This window comes from Methylobacterium sp. Leaf93 (assembly GCF_001422345.1).
Taxonomy (GTDB): domain Bacteria; phylum Pseudomonadota; class Alphaproteobacteria; order Rhizobiales; family Beijerinckiaceae; genus Methylobacterium; species Methylobacterium bullatum.
Map to the genome: position 1 here is coordinate 95,803 of NZ_LMMS01000028.1, position 20,067 is coordinate 115,869.

Below are 20,067 nucleotides of genomic sequence, written 5' to 3' on the forward strand. Positions count from 1 at the left end.
ATACGGGGGGCGGCATGGCTGCCCCCTTCGCGCTGCGTGAGCTGTTCGTCGAGCTCAACGACCTCAAGCGCGTGCATTCCGCCGGCCGCATCGGCTCCATCGCCGAGCGGCTGTTCGCCCAAGGCTGGTCGGCGCTGACGGGTGGTGCCGATCCCGAGACGGTCGCCATCGACATCACCGCCAAGGCGCTCGCGGCCTCCCGGCTCTGCGACCTCGACGCCGCTTTCCTCGCCTCTGCCGGTCTCGGCGAGGCGGAAATCGGCGACATTCTGGCGTCCGGACTCGACGCCGTCACCGCCACGGTCGACCCCGATCTGAAGCGGCGTTTGGCCGACGCGTTGCGCTCGAACGGGGTGGTGCATGGCGGTCCTTTACCGGGTTTCGTGGCGGCACTGAGCCACCAGCCGAGGGCCGGCGTGACCTGTCCCGGCAAGCCTCGCATCTTGCTCGAGCCGCCCGAGAACCATGCCGAACATTGCCTGATGGTGGCGGTCTATGGGGTCGTCCTCAGCCCGTTCTACCGGGCCGACCCCACCGTGGTTTTTCTGGCGGCCATGAGCCACCACTTCCACAATGCGGCGATGCCCGATGCCGGTTTCACCGGCGAAATGCTGCTCGGCGACCACCTCGCTCCGATCATGGCGCGGACGACGCAATGGGCTCTCGACGAGTTGGACGCCCCCTTGCGCGAGACCGTGGAACGGGCGCGTGCCGTCCTGCCCGACGATGCGACGGCTGAGGGTCGCGCCTTCCACGCCGCCGATTGCATCGACCGGGTTCTTCAGATTTCCCAGCACCTTAAGGCTGCGTCCCTGACCATGACGACCGTGCTCGACGACCTGGAACTGGTCCATGCCGGCCCGGTGAAAGGCTTCCACGATCGGGTCCTCAGGGACATGCGAATCCCGTGATGGCCCGCTGCGGCAGGATGGGCCGGGTGTCATGATCCCATTCGACCTCCTCTCCCCTCACACGGGGCACGCGCTCAAAGCCGACACGCCGCATTCCCTGCGCGACGTCGAGACGAATGCGCGCTGGCCCGTCGTGGATGGCATTCCCTACCTCCGGACCGGGCGCGACGACCTTGTCGAGGCGACGCTCGCCCTGCTCGACAACGGGCAGGACGATCTCGCCCTGGAAGGTCTGCTCGCCGATCAGGACGATTGGTGGACCGGTCCGCCGGCCGATCCCTTGGACCTCCATGCCCTCGTCAGCGACCGCAGCAAGGCCAGTCTGCGGGACGCCGTGCGTCTTCTCGGCTGGGGCCGGGTCGGCGACTACTTCCTGCATCGCTGGACCGACCCGACCTTCCTGGCCGGGCTGACGCTCCTCGAGGCGCATTGGAACGACCCCCTCTGCGTCTTCGAATTCGCCTGCGGCATCGGCCATTATCTGCGCGAGATCCAGGCGCGCGGTGTCAAGGTAGCGGGCGCCGACGTCGTCTTCGCCAAGCTTTGGGTGGCGCGCCATTGGGTCGTCGGCGAGACGGCGCAGTTCATCTGTTTCGACGCCGGCTCGCCGCATTGGCCGATCCCGGGTGCGCCGGTGGATCTCGTCGTCTGCAACGACGCTTTCTACTTCCTCGATGACAAGCCGGCTGTGCTCGAATGCCTCCGCCAGAATGCCGGCGAAGACGGCTGGCTCGTCCTCAGCCACATCCACAATTCCGAGCGGCCGGGTTTCTCGGCTGGTCGGGCGGTCTCGGCGGACGAGATCGAGGAGCTGTTTCCGGACGCTCTCGTCTACGATGACGACGAACTCACCCGCGCCCTCGTCGAGAAGCGCGCGCCGTCGCCACGGCGCCCGGCCGACCTGCGACATGTGGAGGCGTTCTCCGTGGTCGCCGGCGCCGGAATGAGGCCAGCCCCGCGCGCCATTCTCGATGGTCTGACCTGGCCAACCGAGGGAACGTCGCTTCGCCTCAACCCTCTCTATGCGCCCGATCCGGCGGGCGGCTACACCGTCGCTTGGCCGTCCGAACGCTACGAGGCGGAATACGCGTCCCGGGTCACCTATCCGTCGCATTCGGACGGACCCGAGATCCTCGACTGGGTCGGCGGGGAGCAATCGCCCCACAAGGACCGTGTCCGCCGCCGCGAGTTCGTTGTCCTTCCGGAGCGCTGGTGATGGGTGATTCCATCGGTTGGGGCATCGTCGGCTACGGCTGGGTCGCGCGGGATTACATGGCGCCCGGCATCCGCAGCGCCGGGCATCGGCTCGTTGCCGTGTCCGATCCCGGAGAGGCATCGCGCGCTGCCGCCGAGGCGGAAGGCGCTCGCGCTCATGCCGACATCGCCGGTCTGCTCTCGGAGCCGGAGGTCGAGGCGGTCTACGTGGCGACCCCGAACCACCTCCACCGAGAGGCGGTGGAAGCCCTGGCCGCATCGGGCAAGGCCGTGCTCTGCGAAAAACCGATGGCAGCCTCGCTCGTCGATGCCGAGGCGATGGTCGCGGCGGTCCGGAAAGGCGGCATCTTCTACGGCACCGCCTTCGACCAGCGCCATCACCCGGCACACCAGGCCATGCGCGATGCGATCCGCCAGGGCCGCATCGGCGCCGTCACCACCATCCGCATCGTCTATGCCTGTTGGCTTGACCGGGCTTGGACCTCCTTCGCCGGCCAGGACAATTGGCGCATCGACCCGCTGAAGGCAGGTGGGGGAGCGCTGATGGATCTGGCACCCCACGGCATCGACCTCGTTGATTTCCTCCTCGACGAATCGATTGAGGACATCGCCGCGCTGACCCAGGCAAGGGCGCAGGATTACGCCGTCGATGACGGCGCGCTTCTCATCGGTCGTACCAGCTCCGGCATCCTCGCGAACCTTCACGTCGCCTACAATTGCCCGGACGCGCTGCCGCGCCGCCGCCTCGAAGTGATCGGCACCAAGGGGGCACTCACCGCCGTCGACACGATGGGACAAGTGGCGGGCGGCACGCTCAGCCTCACCGACGGTGTCAGTGGGCAGGTGCAAGCCATCTCCTTCGATGTACAGGCCTCGCCCTTCCTCGAACAGGTCCGTGCCTTCGGCTCCGCCCTTCGCCGACCCGCCGAGCGCGATGCCTACAGCGCCGAGCGCGACCTTCACACGATGCGGCTTCTGGCGCGGGCTTACGAAGGTTGCCGGAACGCGCGGGTCATTGGGGACTAGAACGCGGGCCGCGACGCCTACTTGCTTCTCACCCCGGACCTCATCCTGAGGTGCTGCGAAGCAGCCTCGAAAGAGACTTCCAGGGATCGCTTTCGGTCCTGGAGGCCTTCTTCGAGGCCGCAGCTAGGCTGCGGCACCTCAGGATGAGGTCGATGGGTGGGACTATCCGGAACTGAGGGACGACCGACATGAGCGAACACGATCAGGACGCCCGGGCGCGCGACCCGCGCATCAAGTCCCCCCGGCCCTACACCTATGGCGGCCCACGGGTTGTCGAGGGGCTGCCCGCGTCGCTGCCCGAGCCCGTGCGGGCTTATCTCGACATCCTGCCGAAGGGGCGCATCGTCGGTTTCCCCCTGGCCCCCCTTGACCGGACCGGCATCCCGGTCTGGTTCGTCTCGCTGTTCCTCGACGATCCGTTCTTCGTCGGCGCCATGCCGAGCGGCATCGGCTACGGCGCCACCGACGACGAGGCGCTGATCGGCGCGGTGGCCGAGATCGCCGAGAACCTGATGCCGTCGCTGGCTGTCATGCCGCGCAAGAAGGAGCGAGGCTCCTATCACGACCTGACCAAGGTCTTCGGCATTGGCTCGGTGGCCGATCCGCTCACCCTGTGCCTGCCCGCCGGCTCCCCGGTGGGCCGCGACACGGTGCTGGAATGGACACCGAGCGTCCGGGCGCTCACGGGCGAGACCGTTCTGATGCCCCTCGATATCGCGGCCACGGACTATTTCGAGCTGTCGGAGGGCTACAAGCCCTTCACCAACCTCATCACCAACGGGCTCGGCGCCGGGCCGGACGTGGATTTCGCCCTCGGACACGGCCTGCTCGAACTGCTCCAGCGCGATGGCAACGGCCTGCTGTTCCGCGCCCTCGACCAGGGCGTGATGCTCGATCTCGACGGGATCGGCCCGGAGAACCGGGCGATGCTCGCCCGTCTCGACGATCTCGGCATCCGCGCGCTGCCGAAATTCGCCACCGACCAGTTCGGTCTCACCAACATCTACGTCGTCGGCCACGACCGGAACCCCGCCGACGCTCCGGTCCCCGTGGCTCTCTCCGCCTGCGGCGAAGCCTGCGATCCCGACCGCGAGCGTGCCCTACGCAAGGCGCTCCTCGAATTCCAGGCGGCCCGCGTGCGCAAGGCCTTCGGCCACGGCCCACTTTCCTTCGCCGAACAGGTGACGCCGCCGGGCTACGTCAAAGCCTTCATCCAGAAGGCTCTCCCGAGCCTCGACCTCGAAGAGAGCCGCGCCCTGAAGGCCATGCTCGAATGGATCGTCCTGCCGCCGGAGGGGCTACGCGACGTCCTGAAGGACACGGTCTATTCCGAGCGCAGCACCAAGGCGTTCACGGACCTGCCGACGACGGAGGCTTCCGACGGCCATGCCCGTGGACGGATTGCCCGCGAGCGCCTCGAAGAGGCCGGGTTCGACGTTCTCTACGTCGATTGCTCTCCGCCAGGCGGCAGCGTCGGTGTGGTCAAGGCGATCGTACCAGGGTTGGAAGTCGAGACGATGAGCTATCACCGCATCGGCGAGCGCAACGCCGCCAAACTGATCGAGCGGGACCATCCGCTGATCACGTTCGGTGAGGCCAGCGAGACGAAGCTCCCCGTGCGTCTCACCCCCGAAGCGCTCGATCGTCTCGGCGGCCAGCCGCTCTTCGACGTGGCCCTGGCCGACGAGATCGTCGGGCGGCATTACCCGCTCTACCGCGAGCCGGAATCGCATCACGCGCCGTTCCGCCTCGAACAGCAGGGGAGGGCCGCATGACCCTTCGTTTCGCCTACAACACCAACGGCACGGCCAACCATCGCTTGGACGACGCCATCGATCTCATTGCCGATGCCGGCTACCAGGGCGTGGCACTGACTCTCGACATCCACCATCTCGATCCGTTCGCCGAGAACTGGGTCCAGGAGGCCCAGCGCGTGTCGAGCCGGCTGCAACGGCTGGGCCTCGGCAGTGTCGTCGAGACCGGTGCCCGCTTCCTCCTCGACCCAAGGGCCAAGCACGAGCCGACCCTCGTGAGCGCGGACGCTTCCGGGCGCGCCCGGCGGGTTGGGTTCCTCAAGCGCGCGGTGGACATCGCCGTGATCCTGCATTCGGAAGCCGTGTCGTTTTGGGCCGGCGTCCCGAGATCCGGCATCGACCGGGACGAGGCCCGCCTCTGGCTCGGCGATGGCGTCGCCGAGATCGTGGCTTATGCCCGTGAGCAGGGCATCGTCGCCTGCCTCGAGCCGGAACCCGGCATGCTGGTCGAGACCCTGGACGATTTCGCCGCTTTGAACATCGAAGGCTTGAGGCTCGCCCTCGATACCGGCCATTGCCTCGTGACCGGCGAGCGCGATCCGGCGGCGGCCGTGGCGGAATTCGCCGACGTGATCGGTACCGTGGCCATCGAGGACATGGCGCGGGGCGAGCATATCCACCTGCCCTTCGGTGAGGGCGACATGAACGTCGCCGGTGTGCTCGATGCCCTCGACGCCATCGGCTTCCAGCGCCTCGTCTGCGTCGAACTCTCCCGCGAGAGCCACCGCGCCGACGTCATGGTGCCGAGATCGCTGGACTATCTGCGGACCTGCCGCAACCATAAGGCAGAGGTGAACGCGTGAAAATTTGCTTCGTCAGCCGCCGTTACTTCCCGGCGATTTCCGGCATGAGCGTGTACGCGCAGAACCTGCTGCGCGAACTGGTCGATGCCGGCCACGACGTGACGATGATCAGCCAGTACCGGGGCGATGCATTCGGCACCCGCGTCTATGGCGGTGGTCCGCCGCCCTCAGTACCGGGTGTGCACGTCATCGGCCTCGAACAGGTCGGCGAGCAGACGAACGGCGATTTCGAGCGCGACATCGAGACGATCGTGGAGACCATCGTGGCCGAGCACGCTCGGCAGCCCTTCGATCTTCTCCATGCCCAATACGGCTATCCAACCGGCTGGGCGACGCTGCTCGCCTCGAAGCGGATCGGCATTCCCAACGTCGTCTCGATCCAGGGCGGCGACGGCCATTGGGTCGGCTCGTGCTGCGAAACCCATCGGGTGGCCATGTGCCAGGTGCTGGCCCATGCCAACGCCCTCCTCATCGGAGGCCGCTCCTTCATTGAGGAGGTCTGCGACCGGCTGGGTTCCGACTCGGACCGCTTCACCATCGTGCCCGGCGCCGTCGACACGGCGCGCTTCACCCCCGGTCCCCTGGGTCATGCGGGGCCGGTGCGGCTGTTCTATCACGGCCGGGTCGACCGCCGGAAAGGCGTGCTCGATTTCATCGACGCCCTCGGCTTGCTACGTTCGCGCGGGGTCCCGTTCGAGACGATCGTCTCCGGCATCGGGCCCGACGTGGATTCCTCGAAGGCCCGTGCTGCCGAGCTGAACTTTTCCGAGGCCGAGATCCGCTTCACTGGCTACGCGGATTACCACACCGTGCCCGACCTCTACCGACAGGCGGACGTCTTCGTCTCGCCGACCTATGCCGAGGGCTTTTCCAACACCATCCTGGAAGCCATGGCTGCGGGGCTCGCCGTGGTCTCGACCCATGCGGTGGGCGTGTCCGACTGCTTGCGCGACGGCGAGAACGGATTGCTGGTCCGTCCCGGCGACGTGGAAGCCCTCGCCGATGCGCTCCAGCGCGTCATCGAGGACGAGCCCCTGCGCCGGCGTCTCGCCCGGGACGGGCTCGACGAGTGCCGCCGCGTCTATTCCTGGACGGCGGTCGGCCGCCAGATCATGGACGTCTATGCCGAGGTCGCGGGCGAGCGGCCCCGGACTGACTTCGCGGACACCCTGCCGCATGATCCCGCCTGCCGGTTCCGCGCCGAGCCCCACCTGCTCTGACCATGCCCGTCGCCCTCGCGCTCTCACCCCATCTCGACGATGCCGCCTTCTCATGCGGCGGAACCCTGGCGACCTTGGCCGAAGCTGGCTGGAAGGTGGTGATGACGACGATCTTCACCGCCACCGTCGCCGATCCGAAGGGTTTTGCCCTCGCGTGCCAGACCGACAAAGGTCTGGGGCCGGAGATCGACTACATGGCCCTCCGGCGGGACGAGGATCGGCACGCGGCCGAAGCGCTCGGGATCGCGCCGCCCCTGCACCTGCCGTTTCGGGAAGCGCCGCATCGTGGCTACGGCACCGCACCGGAGTTGTTCGCCGATCCTCGCGACGACGACGTCATCGTCGATGCCCTTGGCGATGCGGTTTCGTGCCTCGTCGGCGACCTTTCTCCCGATATCGTCTTCGCCCCGCAGGCCGTCGGCGGCCATGTCGATCACGTCCAGCTGGTCCGCGCCATCAGCCAAGCACGATGGACCGTTCCGATCCTGTGGTGGCGCGATTTTCCCTATACCGTTCGCGATGCCGCGCCGAAGGAACCGTTTAAGGGCGATTTCCATAGGTTGCCGGAGCGCGCGTGTCGCTATTCCGCGTTGGCCGAGGCGCGGAAGGGTGCCTCCTGTTCGGCTTATGCGACGCAGCTCACGTTCCAGTTCGGTGGCGTCGAAGGGTTGATGGGTCGTCTGGCGGGCGAGGCGAGGACGGAGCGGTTCCGTCTCGCCGGCACGTTGTCCATTGATGTCGCCGCGCTGTTCGAGGCCCATGCCGCCCGAGGCTGACGCGATCCGGCCAAAGAGCCTCGCCGATCCGGACCAGCTCGCTGTCCGTCGCGCATTCCGAAATGAGGCGCATGTCGCGCCCTTGCGCGCGCTGGCGCGGCGGATCGCGGCGGAACGGTCCGCCGAGGTGCCGGACCCCGATCCGCAGGATGGTGGGATCAACGCACGGCTTCTCCTGCTGCTGGAGACACCGGGTCCTAGCATCGGCCGCACCGGCTTCGTCTCGCGCGACAACCCCACCGGTACCGCCGCCAACCTGTTCCGCTTCATGGCCGAGGCGGGTATCGCACGGCGCGACAGCCTCATCTGGAACGCCGTTCCCTGGGTCATCCACGCGCCCGGCGCCCTCAACCGGGCACCGAAGAAAGTCGAGATCGCGTCCGCCGCCGTCTACCTCGCGCCGCTCATTGATCTGCTTCCGTCCCTCGCCGTCGTGGTGCTTGCCGGGCGCGTGGCTGGCCTGTCGCGCGAACCACTCTCACGGCTCCGGCCGGGGATACCGGTTCTCGCCATTCCACATCCGAGCCCGACCTTCGTTTGCACCTCCCCCCTGGTGGCTCAGCGGATCGTCGAGGGGCTGGCCCAAGCCGCGGCGACGCTACTCTCATACCGGACTTCACTAGCGGAGGGGCCGAGGTGACTGGCCATCCGGACACAAAGACCCTAAATGCCGGGGCACGGGCCGCGGTCCGGCAAAAGCTCGGTCCCAATCCACGCCGCCGTCGAGGTTGGGCGGGAAGGCCGGCGGAGGCGGACGCCGACGACATGAACTTTGCGGGAGACCATCATCGGCGGGCCGACGTGAAGGCGGCCGAAACGGAGGATTGCGCTCCGCCAGCGCCGAAGCGCTCCTACAGGAATCGCTACGCTTGGCTCGGCACCGCCGCCAGCATCGTCATCTTCGCGGTGTCACTCGGCGTGTTGTGGAAGCTGGCGCAGCAGGTCACCTGGGCCGAGCTGCATGCGGCACTGACGGCGGCCACCGGCGAACAGCTCGGCTTCGCTTTCCTGTTCGTCGGCGTGAGCTATCTGTTCCTTACCTGCTACGACGCCCTCGCCCTGCGACAACTCAAGATCAAGGTTCCCTACAGGACGACGGCGCTCGCCTCGTTCACCAGCTACGCGGTGAGCTTCACTCTCGGCTTCCCGCTCCTGACGGCGGGAACGATCCGCTATTGGATCTACTCGAAGAAAGGTCTGAGCGCGGCGAAGATCGCGGCGCTCACCGTCATCGCCGGCTTCACTTTCTGGCTTGGCATGGGTGTCGTCCTCGGGCTCAGCCTCGTGGTCGAGGCGGGGCAACTGGCGGCGCTCACTTTCACCAGCATCCGTCTGAACCAAGGCGTGGGTTTTGCGGCCCTACTCATGGTGTTCGGCTATCTCGGTTGGGTCTCGCTCAAGCGCCGCCATGTCAGGGTCAAGGGCTGGTCCCTCGAACTGCCTGGCGCCACGGTGTCGATGAGCCAGATGGTCGTGGGCATCGGTGACGTCTGCGCTGCGGCGGCGACGCTCTATGTCCTGCTCCCCGCTGGTTCGACCATCGGATTCACCACCTTCGTCGGCGTCTACGTCCTGGCAGCCATGCTCGGCATCGCCTCCAACGCACCGGGCGGGCTCGGGGTCTTCGAGGCGACGATCCTGCTCGCCCTATCGAGCCTGCCGCGGGACCAGGTCCTCGGCTCGCTGCTGCTATTCCGGGTCTGCTATTACCTCGTTCCCTTCGTGGTCGCCCTGGCGATGCTCGGCGTCTATGAGATTGTCCGGCGCGTGCGCGGGGCTTCGCCATCCGCGTCAAGCGGCTCCTGAGCGTTGTCTTCGGCCAGGGAACGGTGAGCGATGGCTCGTGGCGCGCGAAGATCGGCCTGGATCGGCGCAGGCATCGCTGCCACGATCACGGTCGTCGCTTCGAGCGTGAGAGGTAACCTCGACCCTGCCGTCGCCGCCGCAGGTGTGGTGGCGGTCGTCATTGGTGGCCTCGTCGGCAGCCTCAGCCGGCCGAGGAGAGTGGCCCCGCCCGAGGCCGCTGCCCGCACGCGCCACTCCATCGCCGAGGCCCTTCTGGCCAACATCCCCGATCCGGTGATCCTGGTGGATCGGCGCAGCGTGGTCATCGAGGTCAACCCGGCCGCGCGCACGCTCTTGCCGGCCCTCAAGCTCAAGCACCCGCTCTCCTTTGCCTTACGGGCACCCGACGTGCTCGACGGGATCGAGGAGGTGCTCCGCACCGGTGCCCCACTGAAGACGCTCTACACGACACGTGTGCCGACCGAGCGTGCGTTCGAGGTGCAGATCGGCGCATTGCCGATGCCGGATGGCCCGGGGGGCGGACAGCCCAACGTCGTCTTGTTCCTGCGCGACCTCACGGCGGCGCGTCGCCTGGAGGCGATGCGAGTCGATTTCGTCGCCAATGCCAGCCACGAGCTTCGCACGCCGCTCGCCTCCCTCCTCGGCTTCATCGAGACCCTGCAGGGGCCGGCCAAGGCCGATGCGCCGGCCAGGGAGAAGTTCCTCGGCATCATGAAGACCCAGGCGCAGCGCATGACGCGCCTCATCGACGACCTGCTCTCGCTCTCGCGCATCGAGCTGCGCGAGCACGTCCCACCGACGCAGGTCGTCGATCTCGGCCAGATCGCGCGGCAGATGGTGGACATGCAGGGGCCGCTGGCCCGCGAGCGCGGCGTGAGCATCACCCTCGACGCGCCGGATGCCACCTATCCGGTGCTCGGCGAGCGCGACGAGCTCGCCCGCGTGGTCGAGAACCTCGTGGAGAATGCGGTGAAGTACGGGGGCGGCAACGTCGTCGTCGGTCTCGAACGGACCCTTCGCCCGGCGTCGGGAAAGCCGCAGATCGCGCTCAGCGTGCAGGATGACGGACCGGGTATCGCGCCAGAACACATTCCCCGCCTGACGGAGCGGTTCTACCGGGTGGATGTGGCCTCGAGCCGGCAGAAGGGCGGGACGGGCCTCGGCCTCGCCATCGTCAAACACATCGTCAACCGCCACCGTGGCAAGCTCGTCATCGAGAGCGAGCCGGACCGGGGCACCACCGTCCGCGCGCTGCTACCGGAACGGCAGGCTGGCGACGAAACGTCTAAGAGTCCCTGACCCTGGCCCTTCAGTTCCTGCTGGTGCCGAGACGCCGGTACTGCGCCTCGATGATCGCCTTCAGCACGGGCAGGAAGGGGGAGGGGCTCAAGCGTTGGTCGACCGCATGGTCGAGCATGCTTAGGGCCGCCACCTGCTTCGCCGGACCGGGAAACGTCGCGAGATAGGTCTCGATGCAGGCATTGGCCTCGGCCTCACCCGCCGGGATGTCGGAGGTGATCAGCGCGCTCAAGGTTCGCATGCAGGTGTCGAGAGGCTGTATCATCGCCTTCCTATGACGCGGAAACGCCCCGGACGCTATGTGCACGCCACGCGATGAGCCATGCGTCGCAGCCTTGACCTTCCCACGATGGGAAGCACCACATAGGCTCGTATGGATACCGTGATCGCTTCCCCCAAGCAGCACCCCGTCAGGGGACGTCGTCTCGACCTTCCGGTCGTCGGCATGAGCTGCGCGTCCTGCGTCGGTCGCGTCGAGCGCGCCCTCACCGCGCTTCCCGGCGCATCTGACGTTGCCGTCAATCTCGCCACCGGGCGGGTCAGCCTGACACTGAACGGCGACCCGGCAAGCGTCGTCGCCACTATCCACAAGGTTGGTTATGAGGTGCCCGAGACCGTAACGGAGCTGTCCGTCGGCGGCTTGTCCTGCGGGTCCTGCGTCGGCCGCGTGGAGCGCGCGCTTATCGCCCTCGACGGGGTGAGCACGGCCAATGTGAACCTCGCCACCGGGCGTGCCACGTTGCGCCATGCGGAAGGGGCAGTCGACGTTGCGGATCTGGTGGAGGCTGTCGAGACCGCTGGCTACGAGGCCACTCCCGTTGACGAGGTAAAGGGAGGAGTGCCCGCGGATAGGCACGAGCGCGAGGCTTCGGAGCTCCGGCGCGATGCCGTCATCTCCGCCGCCCTGTCGGCCCCGATTGTCGTCCTCGACATGGGGGGGCATCTCGTCCCCGGCTTTGGTGAGGCGGTCCAGGCCCATCTCGGCACGGCGGCCGGCCTGTTTCAGGCCGTTCTCGCCACTATCGTCCTCGCTTGGCCCGGACGGCGCTTCTTCCGGCAGGGGATCCCGGCCCTACTGAACCGCCATCCGGACATGAACGCCCTCGTCGCCCTCGGCGCGGGGGCCGCGTATTCGTATTCCCTCGTCTCGACCCTGGTACCGCAGGTTCTGCCGCCCGGAACGGCCCATCTCTATTTCGAGGCCGCCGTCCTCATCGTCACGCTGATCCTCCTCGGCCGCATGCTGGAGGCTCGGGCCAAAGGACGTACCGGCGCGGCCATCGCGCGCCTCGTCGGACTCGCGCCGGCGAGCGCACGCGTCATCCGGGAGGGTCGCGCAAGCGACATTCCCCTCGCGTCCCTTCGGCTCGGCGATATCGTCCGCATCCGCCCCGGCGAGCGCATCGCCGCCGATGGCGTGGTCGTCGCGGGGGAGAGCTTCGTCGACGAAAGCATGGTCACCGGCGAACCTTTGCCCGTGCGGAAGCGCGAGGGCGACCGCACGGTCGGCGGCACGCTGAACACCAATGGCGGCTTCGATCTGCGTGTGGACACGATCGGCGCGCGCACGGTGCTGGCTCAGATCGTGGGGATGGTCCAGGCGGCGCAGGGCGCCAAGCTGCCGATCCAGGCCCTGATCGACCGGGTCACCGGCTGGTTCGTCCCGGCCGTCATCGCCGTGTCCCTGATGACTTTCGTCGGATGGCTCGCCTTCGGTCCAAGTCCCGCAATGGGCTTCGCCCTCGTCAACGCCATCGCCGTCCTCATCATTGCCTGCCCCTGCGCAATGGGGCTGGCGACGCCGACCTCGATCATGGTCGGCACGGGGCGCGCGGCGGAGCTCGGCGTGCTCTTCCGCAACGGCGCGGCGCTACAGGCCCTGCGCGACGCCAAGGTCGTTGCCTTCGACAAGACCGGAACCCTCACCGAGGGCAGGCCGACTCTCACCGACTTCGTCACCGCGGCCGGCTTCGAGCCGGACGCGGTGCTGAGGCTCGCAGCCTCGGTGGAAGCACGGTCCGAACATCCTATCGCGCGCAGCATCGTCGAGGCGGCCGGTGAACGGGGCGTTTCCCTGTTTCCCGTAGACCGTTTCGAGGCCGTGCCGGGCCACGGCGTCGAGGGGAGCGTCGGGGGGCAGGCGATCATCGTCGGCGCACGGCGCCATTTGGACAAGTACGGCATCGCCATAGCCGGCCTCGCCGAGGCGGCATCCCGATTGGAGGGTGAGGGAAAGAGCCCCCTCTACGTCACCATCGACGGTCGCCTTGCCGCCCTCATGGCCGTATCGGACCCGATCAAGGCGGGCGCGGCCGAGGCCGTCTCGGCCCTGAAGGCGCAGGGCCTCGTCGTCGCCATGGTCACGGGGGATGCAAGGGGAGCGGCATCCGGGGTCGCGGCACGGCTGGGGATCGCCGAGATCGTCGCCGAGGTGCTTCCCGGCGGCAAGGTCGAGGCCGTGCGGGACTTGCGCGCCCGGTTCGGCCCCGTGGCCTTCGTCGGGGACGGCATCAACGATGCTCCGGCCCTCGCGGAGGCCGAAATCGGCCTCGCTATCGGGACGGGTACGGACATCGCCGTGGAGAGCGCGGACGTGGTGCTGATGTCGGGGGCGCTGTCCGGCATCGTCTCTGCCATCGGCCTGTCGCGCGCGGTGATGCGCAACATCACGCAAAACCTGTTCTGGGCTTTCGCCTACAACGTCGCGCTGATTCCCGTGGCGGCAGGGCTGCTCCAAGCGTTCGGCGGTCCGTCGCTCTCGCCGGTCCTGGCGGCAGGTGCCATGGCGCTGTCGAGCGTGTTCGTGCTCGCCAATGCCCTCCGCCTTCGCAATGCGGGAAGGCGCGCGGGAGGCCTGGGATGAGCGGTCCCGTCACCATCGGCGTGGCGGCGAAGGCCACCGGCGTCTCGGCCAAGATGATCCGGTACTACGAAGAGATCGGCCTTTTGCCACCGGCCGGCAGGACCACGTCCGGCTACCGGCTTTATGGCGAGGAGGATCTGCACGCCTTGCGTTTCGTGCGCCGCTCCCGCGATCTCGGCTTCTCCGTCGAGGACATCGCCGGCCTTCTCGCCCTCTGGCAGGATCGCGACCGCGCCAGCGCCCAGGTGAAGGCCTTGGCCCTGCATCACGTAGCGGACCTGCGCCGCCGCATCGCCGAGCTCGAGGCCATGGCCCGAACCCTGGCATCGCTCGCGGACCATTGTAGCGGCGATGCCCGCCCCGATTGCCCGATCCTCGACGATCTCGCCGCCGCGCATGCGCCGGCTCCACGACGACCTGTCGGGGCAAGACCGCCTTCCCGCTAGCACCAGCCATCACGTTCTGCACATGATCCGTCGTCCGCGCTTTTTCAAATCGATCTAAATGGCCTCGCCTTTGCTGGTATGCGCTATGGTCGACAAGCTCGGCCCGAGACGAGCCAAGACGCGCAAGAGACGTGAACCATGCCCATCGTCGACCGGATCGCAGCCCTGGCGGATGAGATCACCGCATGGCGGCACGACCTCCACGCCCATCCGGAGCTGCAATACGACGTCCATCGCACGGCCGGCTTCGTGGCGGAAAAGCTGCGGGGTTTCGGCTGCGACGAGGTCGCCACGGGGATCGGCCGGACGGGAGTCGTCGGGCTCATTCGCGGGCGCTCGCACGGTTCGAACCGCGCCATCGGGCTGCGTGCGGACATGGACGCGCTGCCGATCCAAGAGGTGCGCGATCTCGCCTATCGCTCCACCGTGCCGGGGCGGATGCATGCCTGCGGCCATGACGGTCATACCGCGATGCTGCTCGGTGCCGCCAAGTACCTCGCCGAGACCCGCGATTTCGACGGCACGGCAGTGATGATCTTCCAGCCCGCCGAAGAAGGCGGCGGTGGCGGCGAGGCGATGGTCCGGGACGGCATGATGGAGCGGTTCGGCGTCGAGACCGTCTACGGCCTGCACAACATTCCCGGATTGGAGCTCGGCCGCTTCGCGATCCGTCCCGGCCCGATCATGGCCTCCACGGACCGCTTCACCATCACGATCGATGGGCGCGGCGGCCATGCGGCGCAGCCGCATCTCGCCATCGACAGCGTGCTGGTGGCGAGCCACATCGTCGTCGCCCTGCAATCGGTCGTGGCGCGCGGGGTCAACCCGCTCGAGAGCGGTGTCGTGTCGGTCTGTGCCCTCGAGGCCGGCGATGCCTTCAACGTCCTGCCCCAGCAGGTGACCATGCGGGGCACCATGCGCGCGCTCTCGAAGACGGTACGCGCCACCATGCTGGAGCGCATCGATGCCATCGTCACGAACACGGCCGCGGCCTACGGGGCCATCGCCCGCGTGGATTACAGCGGCGGATATCCGGTGACGGAGAACCACCCGGCCGAGGCGGAATTCATCGCAGACGTGGCGGCAGGGATGGTCGGAGACAGCCATGTGGAGCGGGATGTGGCGCCGATGATGGCGGCAGAGGATTTCTCCTACATGCTGGCCCACCGGCCCGGTGCCTACATCTTCATGGGGAACGGGGACAGCGCCGGGCTCCACCATCCGCATTACGATTTCAACGATGCCGCCATTCCCTATGGGGCCTCGCTGTGGGCGAGGGTGATCGAGACGGCTCTGCCGGCTCGCTGACCGTCAATCCGGGCTGGTCCCTGAAACCGCCATGCCCTTCGCGAATCACGTCGCGGGGCAGGCCACGCCACCGGGCAGGATGATCGGCTTTCCGTTCATCGCTCGGACGGGCCAAGTCACTTCCTTCTCGAACGAGAAGGAGGTGAGCGACGGGAAGATGTCGAAGATGGGCCTATATTCGATCGTCATCTTGGCGATGACGTAGCGGGCCTTGTCGACTGCCTCCGACGGTGGCGGTGCTCCAAGGTCCGTGGAAGCCGCGTATTTCTGGGCATTCACCGCCGTGCTGGAGCAGACCTTGGCTTTGAACGAACCGTCTTTCTGCTGATAGACGCCCGCCGCCGTCAGGACGATCTTCGCGTCGGTGGCATCGTACGGCGCCATCATGTTGCGGCCCGTGTTGTAGACGCCGTCCACCTCCTGAGCAGTCAGGGTCTTGCGTGAGATCAGATCCGCCATCGAGCGAGCGGCGCGGTTGGCATGTTGCCCGGTCGTGTAGGCACGGGGCAGTTCGATCGTTCCCATGAACAGCAGGATCATCACCGGTGCCACGAGTGCGAATTCCACGGCGGACACACCCGAGCGCTCGGTGACGAACCGCCGGAAGAGAATGACAGACCGCATCAATTCGCCTGACATTTTCCCTGCGCGTATGGCTCCGCACGAAAGACGACCATCGACCGGATCATCTGCTCGTTGTTCGGAAGGGGCGGCAAGGTCAGTTTCGATGTCGGAAAATAGCGCGGGATCGCCGCGATGGCGCAGATCGTGACGATATCGTCGCCATTGGGGCACTGGAACTTGGTTCCGAAGCTCGGCGAGATCGACTGGCTCGTGCTGTCGTAGGGAGAGCAGGTGACGGGCGCGTCGTCCGCATCCGCAGTGGTGACCTCGAGCTTGATCTTTTCCGCGTTGCACGTGAACAGCGTTGCGTCCTTGCACATCTCCTGGATGAGGCGGGACGCCGGGTCGCTGCCGTTGGACCCCTGTTGAAACGTGCCGGTGAAGACGGCACGCGCGGCCCGGTCCAGAGCGTTGTCGAAGGAGACCTGGGCGACCATGAACATGAAGCCTTCCAGCATCGCGCCGAGCAGTACGAAGAAGGGGATACCGACGAGCCCGAACTCGACGGCTGTCGCACCGCTTCGGTCACCTGGGAGTTCCCGCAGCGTGCGGACGATCAGGCGAGTGCGTCCCCGGACGTTCATCGCGAAATCCGCAACTCGCTCATCTGTGATCCGATCGCCTTGAAGGCATCGGTGAGTGTTGCCGAGTTCTGGACGTCGTAGAACTTGTCCGTGCTGGTGGCGCAGTTGCGCAGGATGTCGCTGGTTCCCTCGGTCACCTCAACGCGAACCGTGAAGATGGTGATGCCGGCATTCTTCATGTTGGAGCAGAGCGTCGACAGCCGGGCATTCATGGCGTTCGTGCGGGTGGTCGTATTCGTCGACGTGGTCCCGATCCGGTTCTGCCAGATGAAGCCGAGGCCGGAATAGATCGATGCGTTCGCGGACGATCCGACATAGGAGGTGTTCTGCCCGTCCGTCATCAGGACGACGAACTTCCGGGTGTTCTTGTCGTCATAGGGCACACCCTCAGCGAAGGGGGCGTTCGGAGACAGCAGGTGCCATCCCCAGACCAACCCCATGGCGATGTTCGTGTCGCCGACCACAGTCATCGCGTTGATCGCGTTCGTGAGCGTCGATTGCGATGTGGTGAGGCGCGTGACGGGTTGGAGTTCGCAGCCGGAATTGGGCCCGTAAAGATAGGGAATGTTGTTGCTGATCCGGCCTTTTTGTAAGATAGCGTTCTTTGAATATTTTGTGATCTGGCCCTGTCGTGTACGGTGGTCGGGCATCGACGACGCGGTGACGTAATCGTACATGTAATCGTTGACGGCGTTATTGTCCTTGTCGGACTCGTCGGGTGCGAAGAAGGGGACGAACAGAGTGTTGGGAGTGGCGATCGACGGTGGCGTGTCCTGAACGTCGTAGGGCGCGGGCCGGCTCTCGACGCACCCGCCCCACGCGACCTTCATCTGGCTGAACAGGGTCAGGCGGTTCGCTGGCGAGACGAAGATGTCCGAGTGATAGGAGGCTTTCGCATCCTTATCGAGCCATGACTGGGTCGCATTCGAAGGCCCGACATTCACGGTCATCGAGAACGGGACAATTCCGATCTTGAGGGCGTTGGGCTTGGTGGTGTCGGCCTCTTTGAACAGCGACGTGACGAGGTCGTTGGCGGCCGCTTTCAGGTTGTTGATCTTCGCGCCGCTCATCGATCCGGTATTGTCGAGTACGAGGGCGATCTCGAGATTACCGGATCCGCGCGTGCCGGCGGCTGTGACCGAGACGGGAAAGGCTTCGTAGCCGGCGATCTTGGACACGCTGGTCGGGCTATTGCCGACCACCTTTACGGTGATCGTATTGTCCACGCGCGTGGCGGTGACCGTCGTGCCTGCGTCCACCAGTTTTGGAACGGCGGCCCTGATCTGTTTGTCCGCCTTCGCCTGGAGGTCGGCATCCGTGGTGGAGAGCGGCAACTTCAGCAATGAGATGACGGTGGAATCCGCGGCATCCTGGAGGCCTTGCTGGGCCATGGAGTTCACGCTGTAATCGATCGCTAGCCCCGACAGCATCAACAGGGGAATCGAGAGCAGTGCGAACAGAATGGCGATGGCACCGTCGGTCTCCTTGCGAAACCGACCGAGTAGATTCATCGCTGACTGTTTGGTGCGGGTGGTCATGCACCGAGGCGTAGGATGAACCTTCTAACGGAATACTAAATCCCGCCGGCCCTCGGCAGTCGGCGGGAGGCAAGGTTTGTGATTGTCAACAACCCGTAAATCAAACGGAAGACATTCGTTGTGTTCCTGCAGGCCAGCACCAGCAAGGTATCGCTACTACTGGTAAGCGACAATCCCCTCAACCCTGACGTGCCGTTCCGCCGAGGTGGAATACGCGATGCGGAACGAGCTCGCCGCGTTCGACGTCGCCCACGGCCACGAGGATGCCGCCGCAGGTGGCAAAAGCCTTGCCCTCCGTGGGTGCGTCCTGCCCCCGGAGGAGAACCGGCTGGCCCCTCATCAGACGAAGCGCCATGTCACGCGAGACGGCCACCGAGACGACTGCGTCGAGGGCCGTCTCGACGGGCCGGAGATGAGCGGCGTTGCCGTCCGGACCGCCCTCTTCGAGAGTGGCCACAAGGCAAGATTCGGCTTCCGCGAAGGGGCCCACGCGGGTGCGGCGAAGCGCCGAGACGTGGCCGTAACATCCGAGCACGCGGCCGAGATCACGGGCGATGGCGCGCACATAAGTGCCCTTGCCGCATTCGGCCGAAATGACGGTGCGATCGGGCGTGTGTTCCACCACCGCGAGATGGTCGATCTGGACTGGGCGCGCGACCAGCTCCACCACTTCGCCGTCACGGGCGAGATCGTAGGCGCGCTCTCCGGCGATCTTGATCGCCGAGTAGCGCGGCGGCACCTGCTCGATAGCGCCGATGAAGGCGGGGAGGGCTGCCTCCACGAGGGCGCGATCCGGCCGCGTGTCGCTGGTAGCAACCGGACGACCTTCCGCATCGTCGGTATCCGTCTCGATGCCCCAGGTCACGGTGAAGATGTAGGCCTTGCGGCCATCCATGACGAAGGGAACGGTCTTGGTCGCTTCTCCGAGGGCGATCGGCAGGATGCCGGAGGCCAGCGGATCGAGCGTGCCGGCGTGGCCCGCCTTTTTGGCGTTGAAGGCACGCTTCACCACGGCGACCGCATGGGTCGACGTCATGCCGACGCCCTTGTCGAGGATCACCCAACCGTTCACGTCGCGGCGCTTGGGCCGATCGGAGCCCTGGCCCCGCTGCTGGCGGCGGCCTTTGGAAGGGCTTTCCTCGCCGGAACGGTGGTGCGGCGGGGAGGCGACGTCGGAATGCTCGATCGTCGGATCGTTGATCATGATGTCCTCGTCGGCGGCGAGATGGAAGCAGCGGCCACTGCAGCCGGAAATGCTTACTCTACGCCAGGGTCAGTTCGTGATGGGGTGTAACGGAGGGCTCGGGTCGTTGGGGCCGATCTGTATGGCCACGATGGTCAGTTCTGAGTATCGCCGTCCCGATCGTCCGAATCCTGGGGTTGGGATTCTAGATCGCGCCTGACCTTCTCGCTCCTGAGAAGGGCGTCGATGCGATCCGCCTCGTCGAACGTCTCGTCACGGAGGAAGCGCAGATCGGGGGCGAATTTCAGATTCACGCGCCTGGCGACTTCCTGGCGCAGCGCCTTCTTGTTGCGCTCCAGGGCCGCGATGACAGGTTTCTCGTCGAGCCCGCCGAGCGGCATGATGTAGGCCGTCGCGATCTTGAGATCCGGGGACATCCGCACTTCCGGCACGGTGATGACGTGCGAGCCGAGGACGGGATCCTGGATGTCACCACGTTGAAGCACCTCGGCGATGGCGTGCCGGACGAGCTCGGCCACGCGCTGCTGTCGCTGCGAGGGACCGCTGGGGTTGGGTTTCTGAGCCATGATCGCTTGGTCTCGGATCCGGGATCGCCTGGAGGGGGCAGCCCACCTTGCGGGGGCGCATCGA

The 20,067-nt window shown here is 66.5% G+C and carries 19 protein-coding genes; 13 read left to right on the forward strand and 6 right to left on the reverse strand.

Annotated elements, in window-relative coordinates; translation table 11 throughout:
• The first annotated feature begins 14 nt into the window (after nt 1-14).
• The 10 genes from ASF26_RS18180 (at nt 15) to ASF26_RS18225 (ending at nt 10,870) form a co-directional block, all read left to right on the forward strand.
• Complete coding sequence (locus tag ASF26_RS18180; protein ID WP_056257580.1) at nt 15-911, forward strand: hypothetical protein; 897 nt, start codon at nt 15-17, stop codon at nt 909-911.
• A gap of 31 nt (nt 912-942) precedes the next feature.
• Nucleotides 943-2,127, forward strand: a complete 1,185-nt coding sequence (locus ASF26_RS18185) for a methyltransferase domain-containing protein (protein WP_056257224.1) — start codon at nt 943-945, stop codon at nt 2,125-2,127.
• Nucleotides 2,127-3,152: a Gfo/Idh/MocA family oxidoreductase gene (locus ASF26_RS18190; RefSeq protein ID WP_056257234.1), complete on the forward strand. Its 1,026-nt coding sequence runs from the start codon at nt 2,127-2,129 to the stop codon at nt 3,150-3,152. The genes ASF26_RS18185 and ASF26_RS18190 overlap by 1 nt, the downstream gene beginning before the upstream one ends.
• 188 nt (nt 3,153-3,340) lie before the next feature.
• Nucleotides 3,341-4,927: a YcaO-like family protein gene (locus tag ASF26_RS18195; RefSeq protein WP_056257238.1), complete on the forward strand. Its 1,587-nt coding sequence runs from the start codon at nt 3,341-3,343 to the stop codon at nt 4,925-4,927.
• Nucleotides 4,924-5,769, forward strand: a complete 846-nt coding sequence (locus ASF26_RS18200) for a sugar phosphate isomerase/epimerase family protein (protein ID WP_056257239.1) — start codon at nt 4,924-4,926, stop codon at nt 5,767-5,769. The genes ASF26_RS18195 and ASF26_RS18200 overlap by 4 nt, the downstream gene beginning before the upstream one ends.
• Nucleotides 5,766-6,989, forward strand: a complete 1,224-nt coding sequence (locus tag ASF26_RS18205) for a glycosyltransferase family 4 protein (protein ID WP_056257244.1) — start codon at nt 5,766-5,768, stop codon at nt 6,987-6,989. The genes ASF26_RS18200 and ASF26_RS18205 overlap by 4 nt, the downstream gene beginning before the upstream one ends.
• Nucleotides 6,990-6,991: 2 nt before the next feature.
• Nucleotides 6,992-7,765 carry a PIG-L family deacetylase gene (locus ASF26_RS18210; RefSeq protein ID WP_056257247.1) on the forward strand — a complete coding sequence of 258 codons (774 nt, stop codon included), beginning with the start codon at nt 6,992-6,994 and terminating at the stop codon, nt 7,763-7,765.
• Entirely contained in the window at nt 7,749-8,405 is a 657-nt protein-coding gene (locus tag ASF26_RS18215; protein WP_056257251.1) for a uracil-DNA glycosylase, read from the forward strand. Before ASF26_RS18210 ends, ASF26_RS18215 begins: the two co-directional genes overlap by 17 nt.
• A gap of 125 nt (nt 8,406-8,530) precedes the next feature.
• The gene (locus tag ASF26_RS18220) at nt 8,531-9,571 is read left to right on the forward strand and encodes a lysylphosphatidylglycerol synthase domain-containing protein (protein ID WP_056257253.1); all 1,041 of its coding nucleotides are present in this window, start codon (nt 8,531-8,533) and stop codon (nt 9,569-9,571) included.
• A 30-nt stretch (nt 9,572-9,601) separates the two neighbouring features.
• Nucleotides 9,602-10,870, forward strand: a complete 1,269-nt coding sequence (locus ASF26_RS18225) for an ATP-binding protein (RefSeq protein WP_056257257.1) — start codon at nt 9,602-9,604, stop codon at nt 10,868-10,870.
• A gap of 10 nt (nt 10,871-10,880) precedes the next feature.
• Here ASF26_RS18225 and ASF26_RS18230 read toward each other — a convergent pair whose 3' ends face one another.
• Nucleotides 10,881-11,135, reverse strand: coding sequence for a hypothetical protein (locus ASF26_RS18230; protein WP_018044946.1), 255 nt, complete (start codon nt 11,133-11,135; stop codon nt 10,881-10,883).
• Nucleotides 11,136-11,243: 108 nt separating this feature from the next.
• Here ASF26_RS18230 and ASF26_RS18235 point away from each other — a divergent pair, with 108 nt between their 5' ends.
• From ASF26_RS18235 to ASF26_RS18245, 3 genes are all read left to right on the forward strand, one after another.
• Complete coding sequence (locus ASF26_RS18235; protein WP_056257259.1) at nt 11,244-13,733, forward strand: heavy metal translocating P-type ATPase; 2,490 nt, start codon at nt 11,244-11,246, stop codon at nt 13,731-13,733.
• Nucleotides 13,730-14,179, forward strand: a complete 450-nt coding sequence (gene cueR, locus ASF26_RS18240; protein WP_056257262.1) for a Cu(I)-responsive transcriptional regulator — start codon at nt 13,730-13,732, stop codon at nt 14,177-14,179. Before ASF26_RS18235 ends, cueR begins: the two co-directional genes overlap by 4 nt.
• A 138-nt stretch (nt 14,180-14,317) precedes the next feature.
• Complete coding sequence (locus ASF26_RS18245; RefSeq protein ID WP_056257265.1) at nt 14,318-15,487, forward strand: M20 aminoacylase family protein; 1,170 nt, start codon at nt 14,318-14,320, stop codon at nt 15,485-15,487.
• Between the two features lie 45 nt (nt 15,488-15,532).
• Here the strand turns inward: ASF26_RS18245 and ASF26_RS18250 are convergent, their stop codons facing one another.
• The 5 genes from ASF26_RS18250 to rbfA form a co-directional block, all read right to left on the reverse strand.
• Nucleotides 15,533-16,126 carry a TadE/TadG family type IV pilus assembly protein gene (locus ASF26_RS18250; protein ID WP_348271101.1) on the reverse strand — a complete coding sequence of 198 codons (594 nt, stop codon included), beginning with the start codon at nt 16,124-16,126 and terminating at the stop codon, nt 15,533-15,535.
• Nucleotides 16,111-16,695 (reverse strand): TadE/TadG family type IV pilus assembly protein, encoded by a 585-nt coding sequence (locus ASF26_RS18255; protein WP_056257271.1) that lies wholly within the window; start codon nt 16,693-16,695, stop codon nt 16,111-16,113. The genes ASF26_RS18250 and ASF26_RS18255 overlap by 16 nt, the downstream gene beginning before the upstream one ends.
• Complete coding sequence (locus ASF26_RS18260) at nt 16,692-18,233, reverse strand: TadE/TadG family type IV pilus assembly protein (RefSeq protein WP_244475983.1); 1,542 nt, start codon at nt 18,231-18,233, stop codon at nt 16,692-16,694. The genes ASF26_RS18255 and ASF26_RS18260 overlap by 4 nt, the downstream gene beginning before the upstream one ends.
• A gap of 178 nt (nt 18,234-18,411) precedes the next feature.
• Nucleotides 18,412-19,437: a tRNA pseudouridine(55) synthase TruB gene (gene truB / locus ASF26_RS18265; protein WP_056257276.1), complete on the reverse strand. Its 1,026-nt coding sequence runs from the start codon at nt 19,435-19,437 to the stop codon at nt 18,412-18,414.
• A 134-nt stretch (nt 19,438-19,571) separates the two neighbouring features.
• Nucleotides 19,572-20,003 (reverse strand): 30S ribosome-binding factor RbfA, encoded by a 432-nt coding sequence (gene rbfA, locus ASF26_RS18270; protein ID WP_056257280.1) that lies wholly within the window; start codon nt 20,001-20,003, stop codon nt 19,572-19,574.
• Nucleotides 20,004-20,067 lie beyond the last annotated feature (64 nt).

Bases quoted from the DNA above. Each gene is read 5' to 3' on its own strand.
- ASF26_RS18210 (WP_056257247.1), top strand. From the start codon at position 6,992: ATGCCCGTCGCCCTCGCGCTCTCACCCCATCTCGACGATGCCGCCTTC.
- ASF26_RS18245 (WP_056257265.1), top strand. From the start codon at position 14,318: ATGCCCATCGTCGACCGGATCGCAGCCCTGGCGGATGAGATCACCGCA.
- ASF26_RS18215 (WP_056257251.1), top strand. From the start codon at position 7,749: ATGCCGCCCGAGGCTGACGCGATCCGGCCAAAGAGCCTCGCCGATCCG.
- ASF26_RS18250 (WP_348271101.1), bottom strand. From the start codon at position 16,126: ATGTCAGGCGAATTGATGCGGTCTGTCATTCTCTTCCGGCGGTTCGTC.
- ASF26_RS18225 (WP_056257257.1), top strand. From the start codon at position 9,602: ATGGCTCGTGGCGCGCGAAGATCGGCCTGGATCGGCGCAGGCATCGCT.
- ASF26_RS18255 (WP_056257271.1), bottom strand. From the start codon at position 16,695: ATGAACGTCCGGGGACGCACTCGCCTGATCGTCCGCACGCTGCGGGAA.
- truB (WP_056257276.1), bottom strand. From the start codon at position 19,437: ATGATCAACGATCCGACGATCGAGCATTCCGACGTCGCCTCCCCGCCG.
- ASF26_RS18180 (WP_056257580.1), top strand. From the start codon at position 15: ATGGCTGCCCCCTTCGCGCTGCGTGAGCTGTTCGTCGAGCTCAACGAC.
- ASF26_RS18195 (WP_056257238.1), top strand. From the start codon at position 3,341: ATGAGCGAACACGATCAGGACGCCCGGGCGCGCGACCCGCGCATCAAG.
- ASF26_RS18235 (WP_056257259.1), top strand. From the start codon at position 11,244: ATGGATACCGTGATCGCTTCCCCCAAGCAGCACCCCGTCAGGGGACGT.
- cueR (WP_056257262.1), top strand. From the start codon at position 13,730: ATGAGCGGTCCCGTCACCATCGGCGTGGCGGCGAAGGCCACCGGCGTC.
- ASF26_RS18185 (WP_056257224.1), top strand. From the start codon at position 943: ATGATCCCATTCGACCTCCTCTCCCCTCACACGGGGCACGCGCTCAAA.
- ASF26_RS18220 (WP_056257253.1), top strand. From the start codon at position 8,531: ATGAACTTTGCGGGAGACCATCATCGGCGGGCCGACGTGAAGGCGGCC.
- rbfA (WP_056257280.1), bottom strand. From the start codon at position 20,003: ATGGCTCAGAAACCCAACCCCAGCGGTCCCTCGCAGCGACAGCAGCGC.
- ASF26_RS18190 (WP_056257234.1), top strand. From the start codon at position 2,127: ATGGGTGATTCCATCGGTTGGGGCATCGTCGGCTACGGCTGGGTCGCG.
- ASF26_RS18260 (WP_244475983.1), bottom strand. From the start codon at position 18,233: ATGACCACCCGCACCAAACAGTCAGCGATGAATCTACTCGGTCGGTTT.
- ASF26_RS18200 (WP_056257239.1), top strand. From the start codon at position 4,924: ATGACCCTTCGTTTCGCCTACAACACCAACGGCACGGCCAACCATCGC.
- ASF26_RS18230 (WP_018044946.1), bottom strand. From the start codon at position 11,135: ATGATACAGCCTCTCGACACCTGCATGCGAACCTTGAGCGCGCTGATC.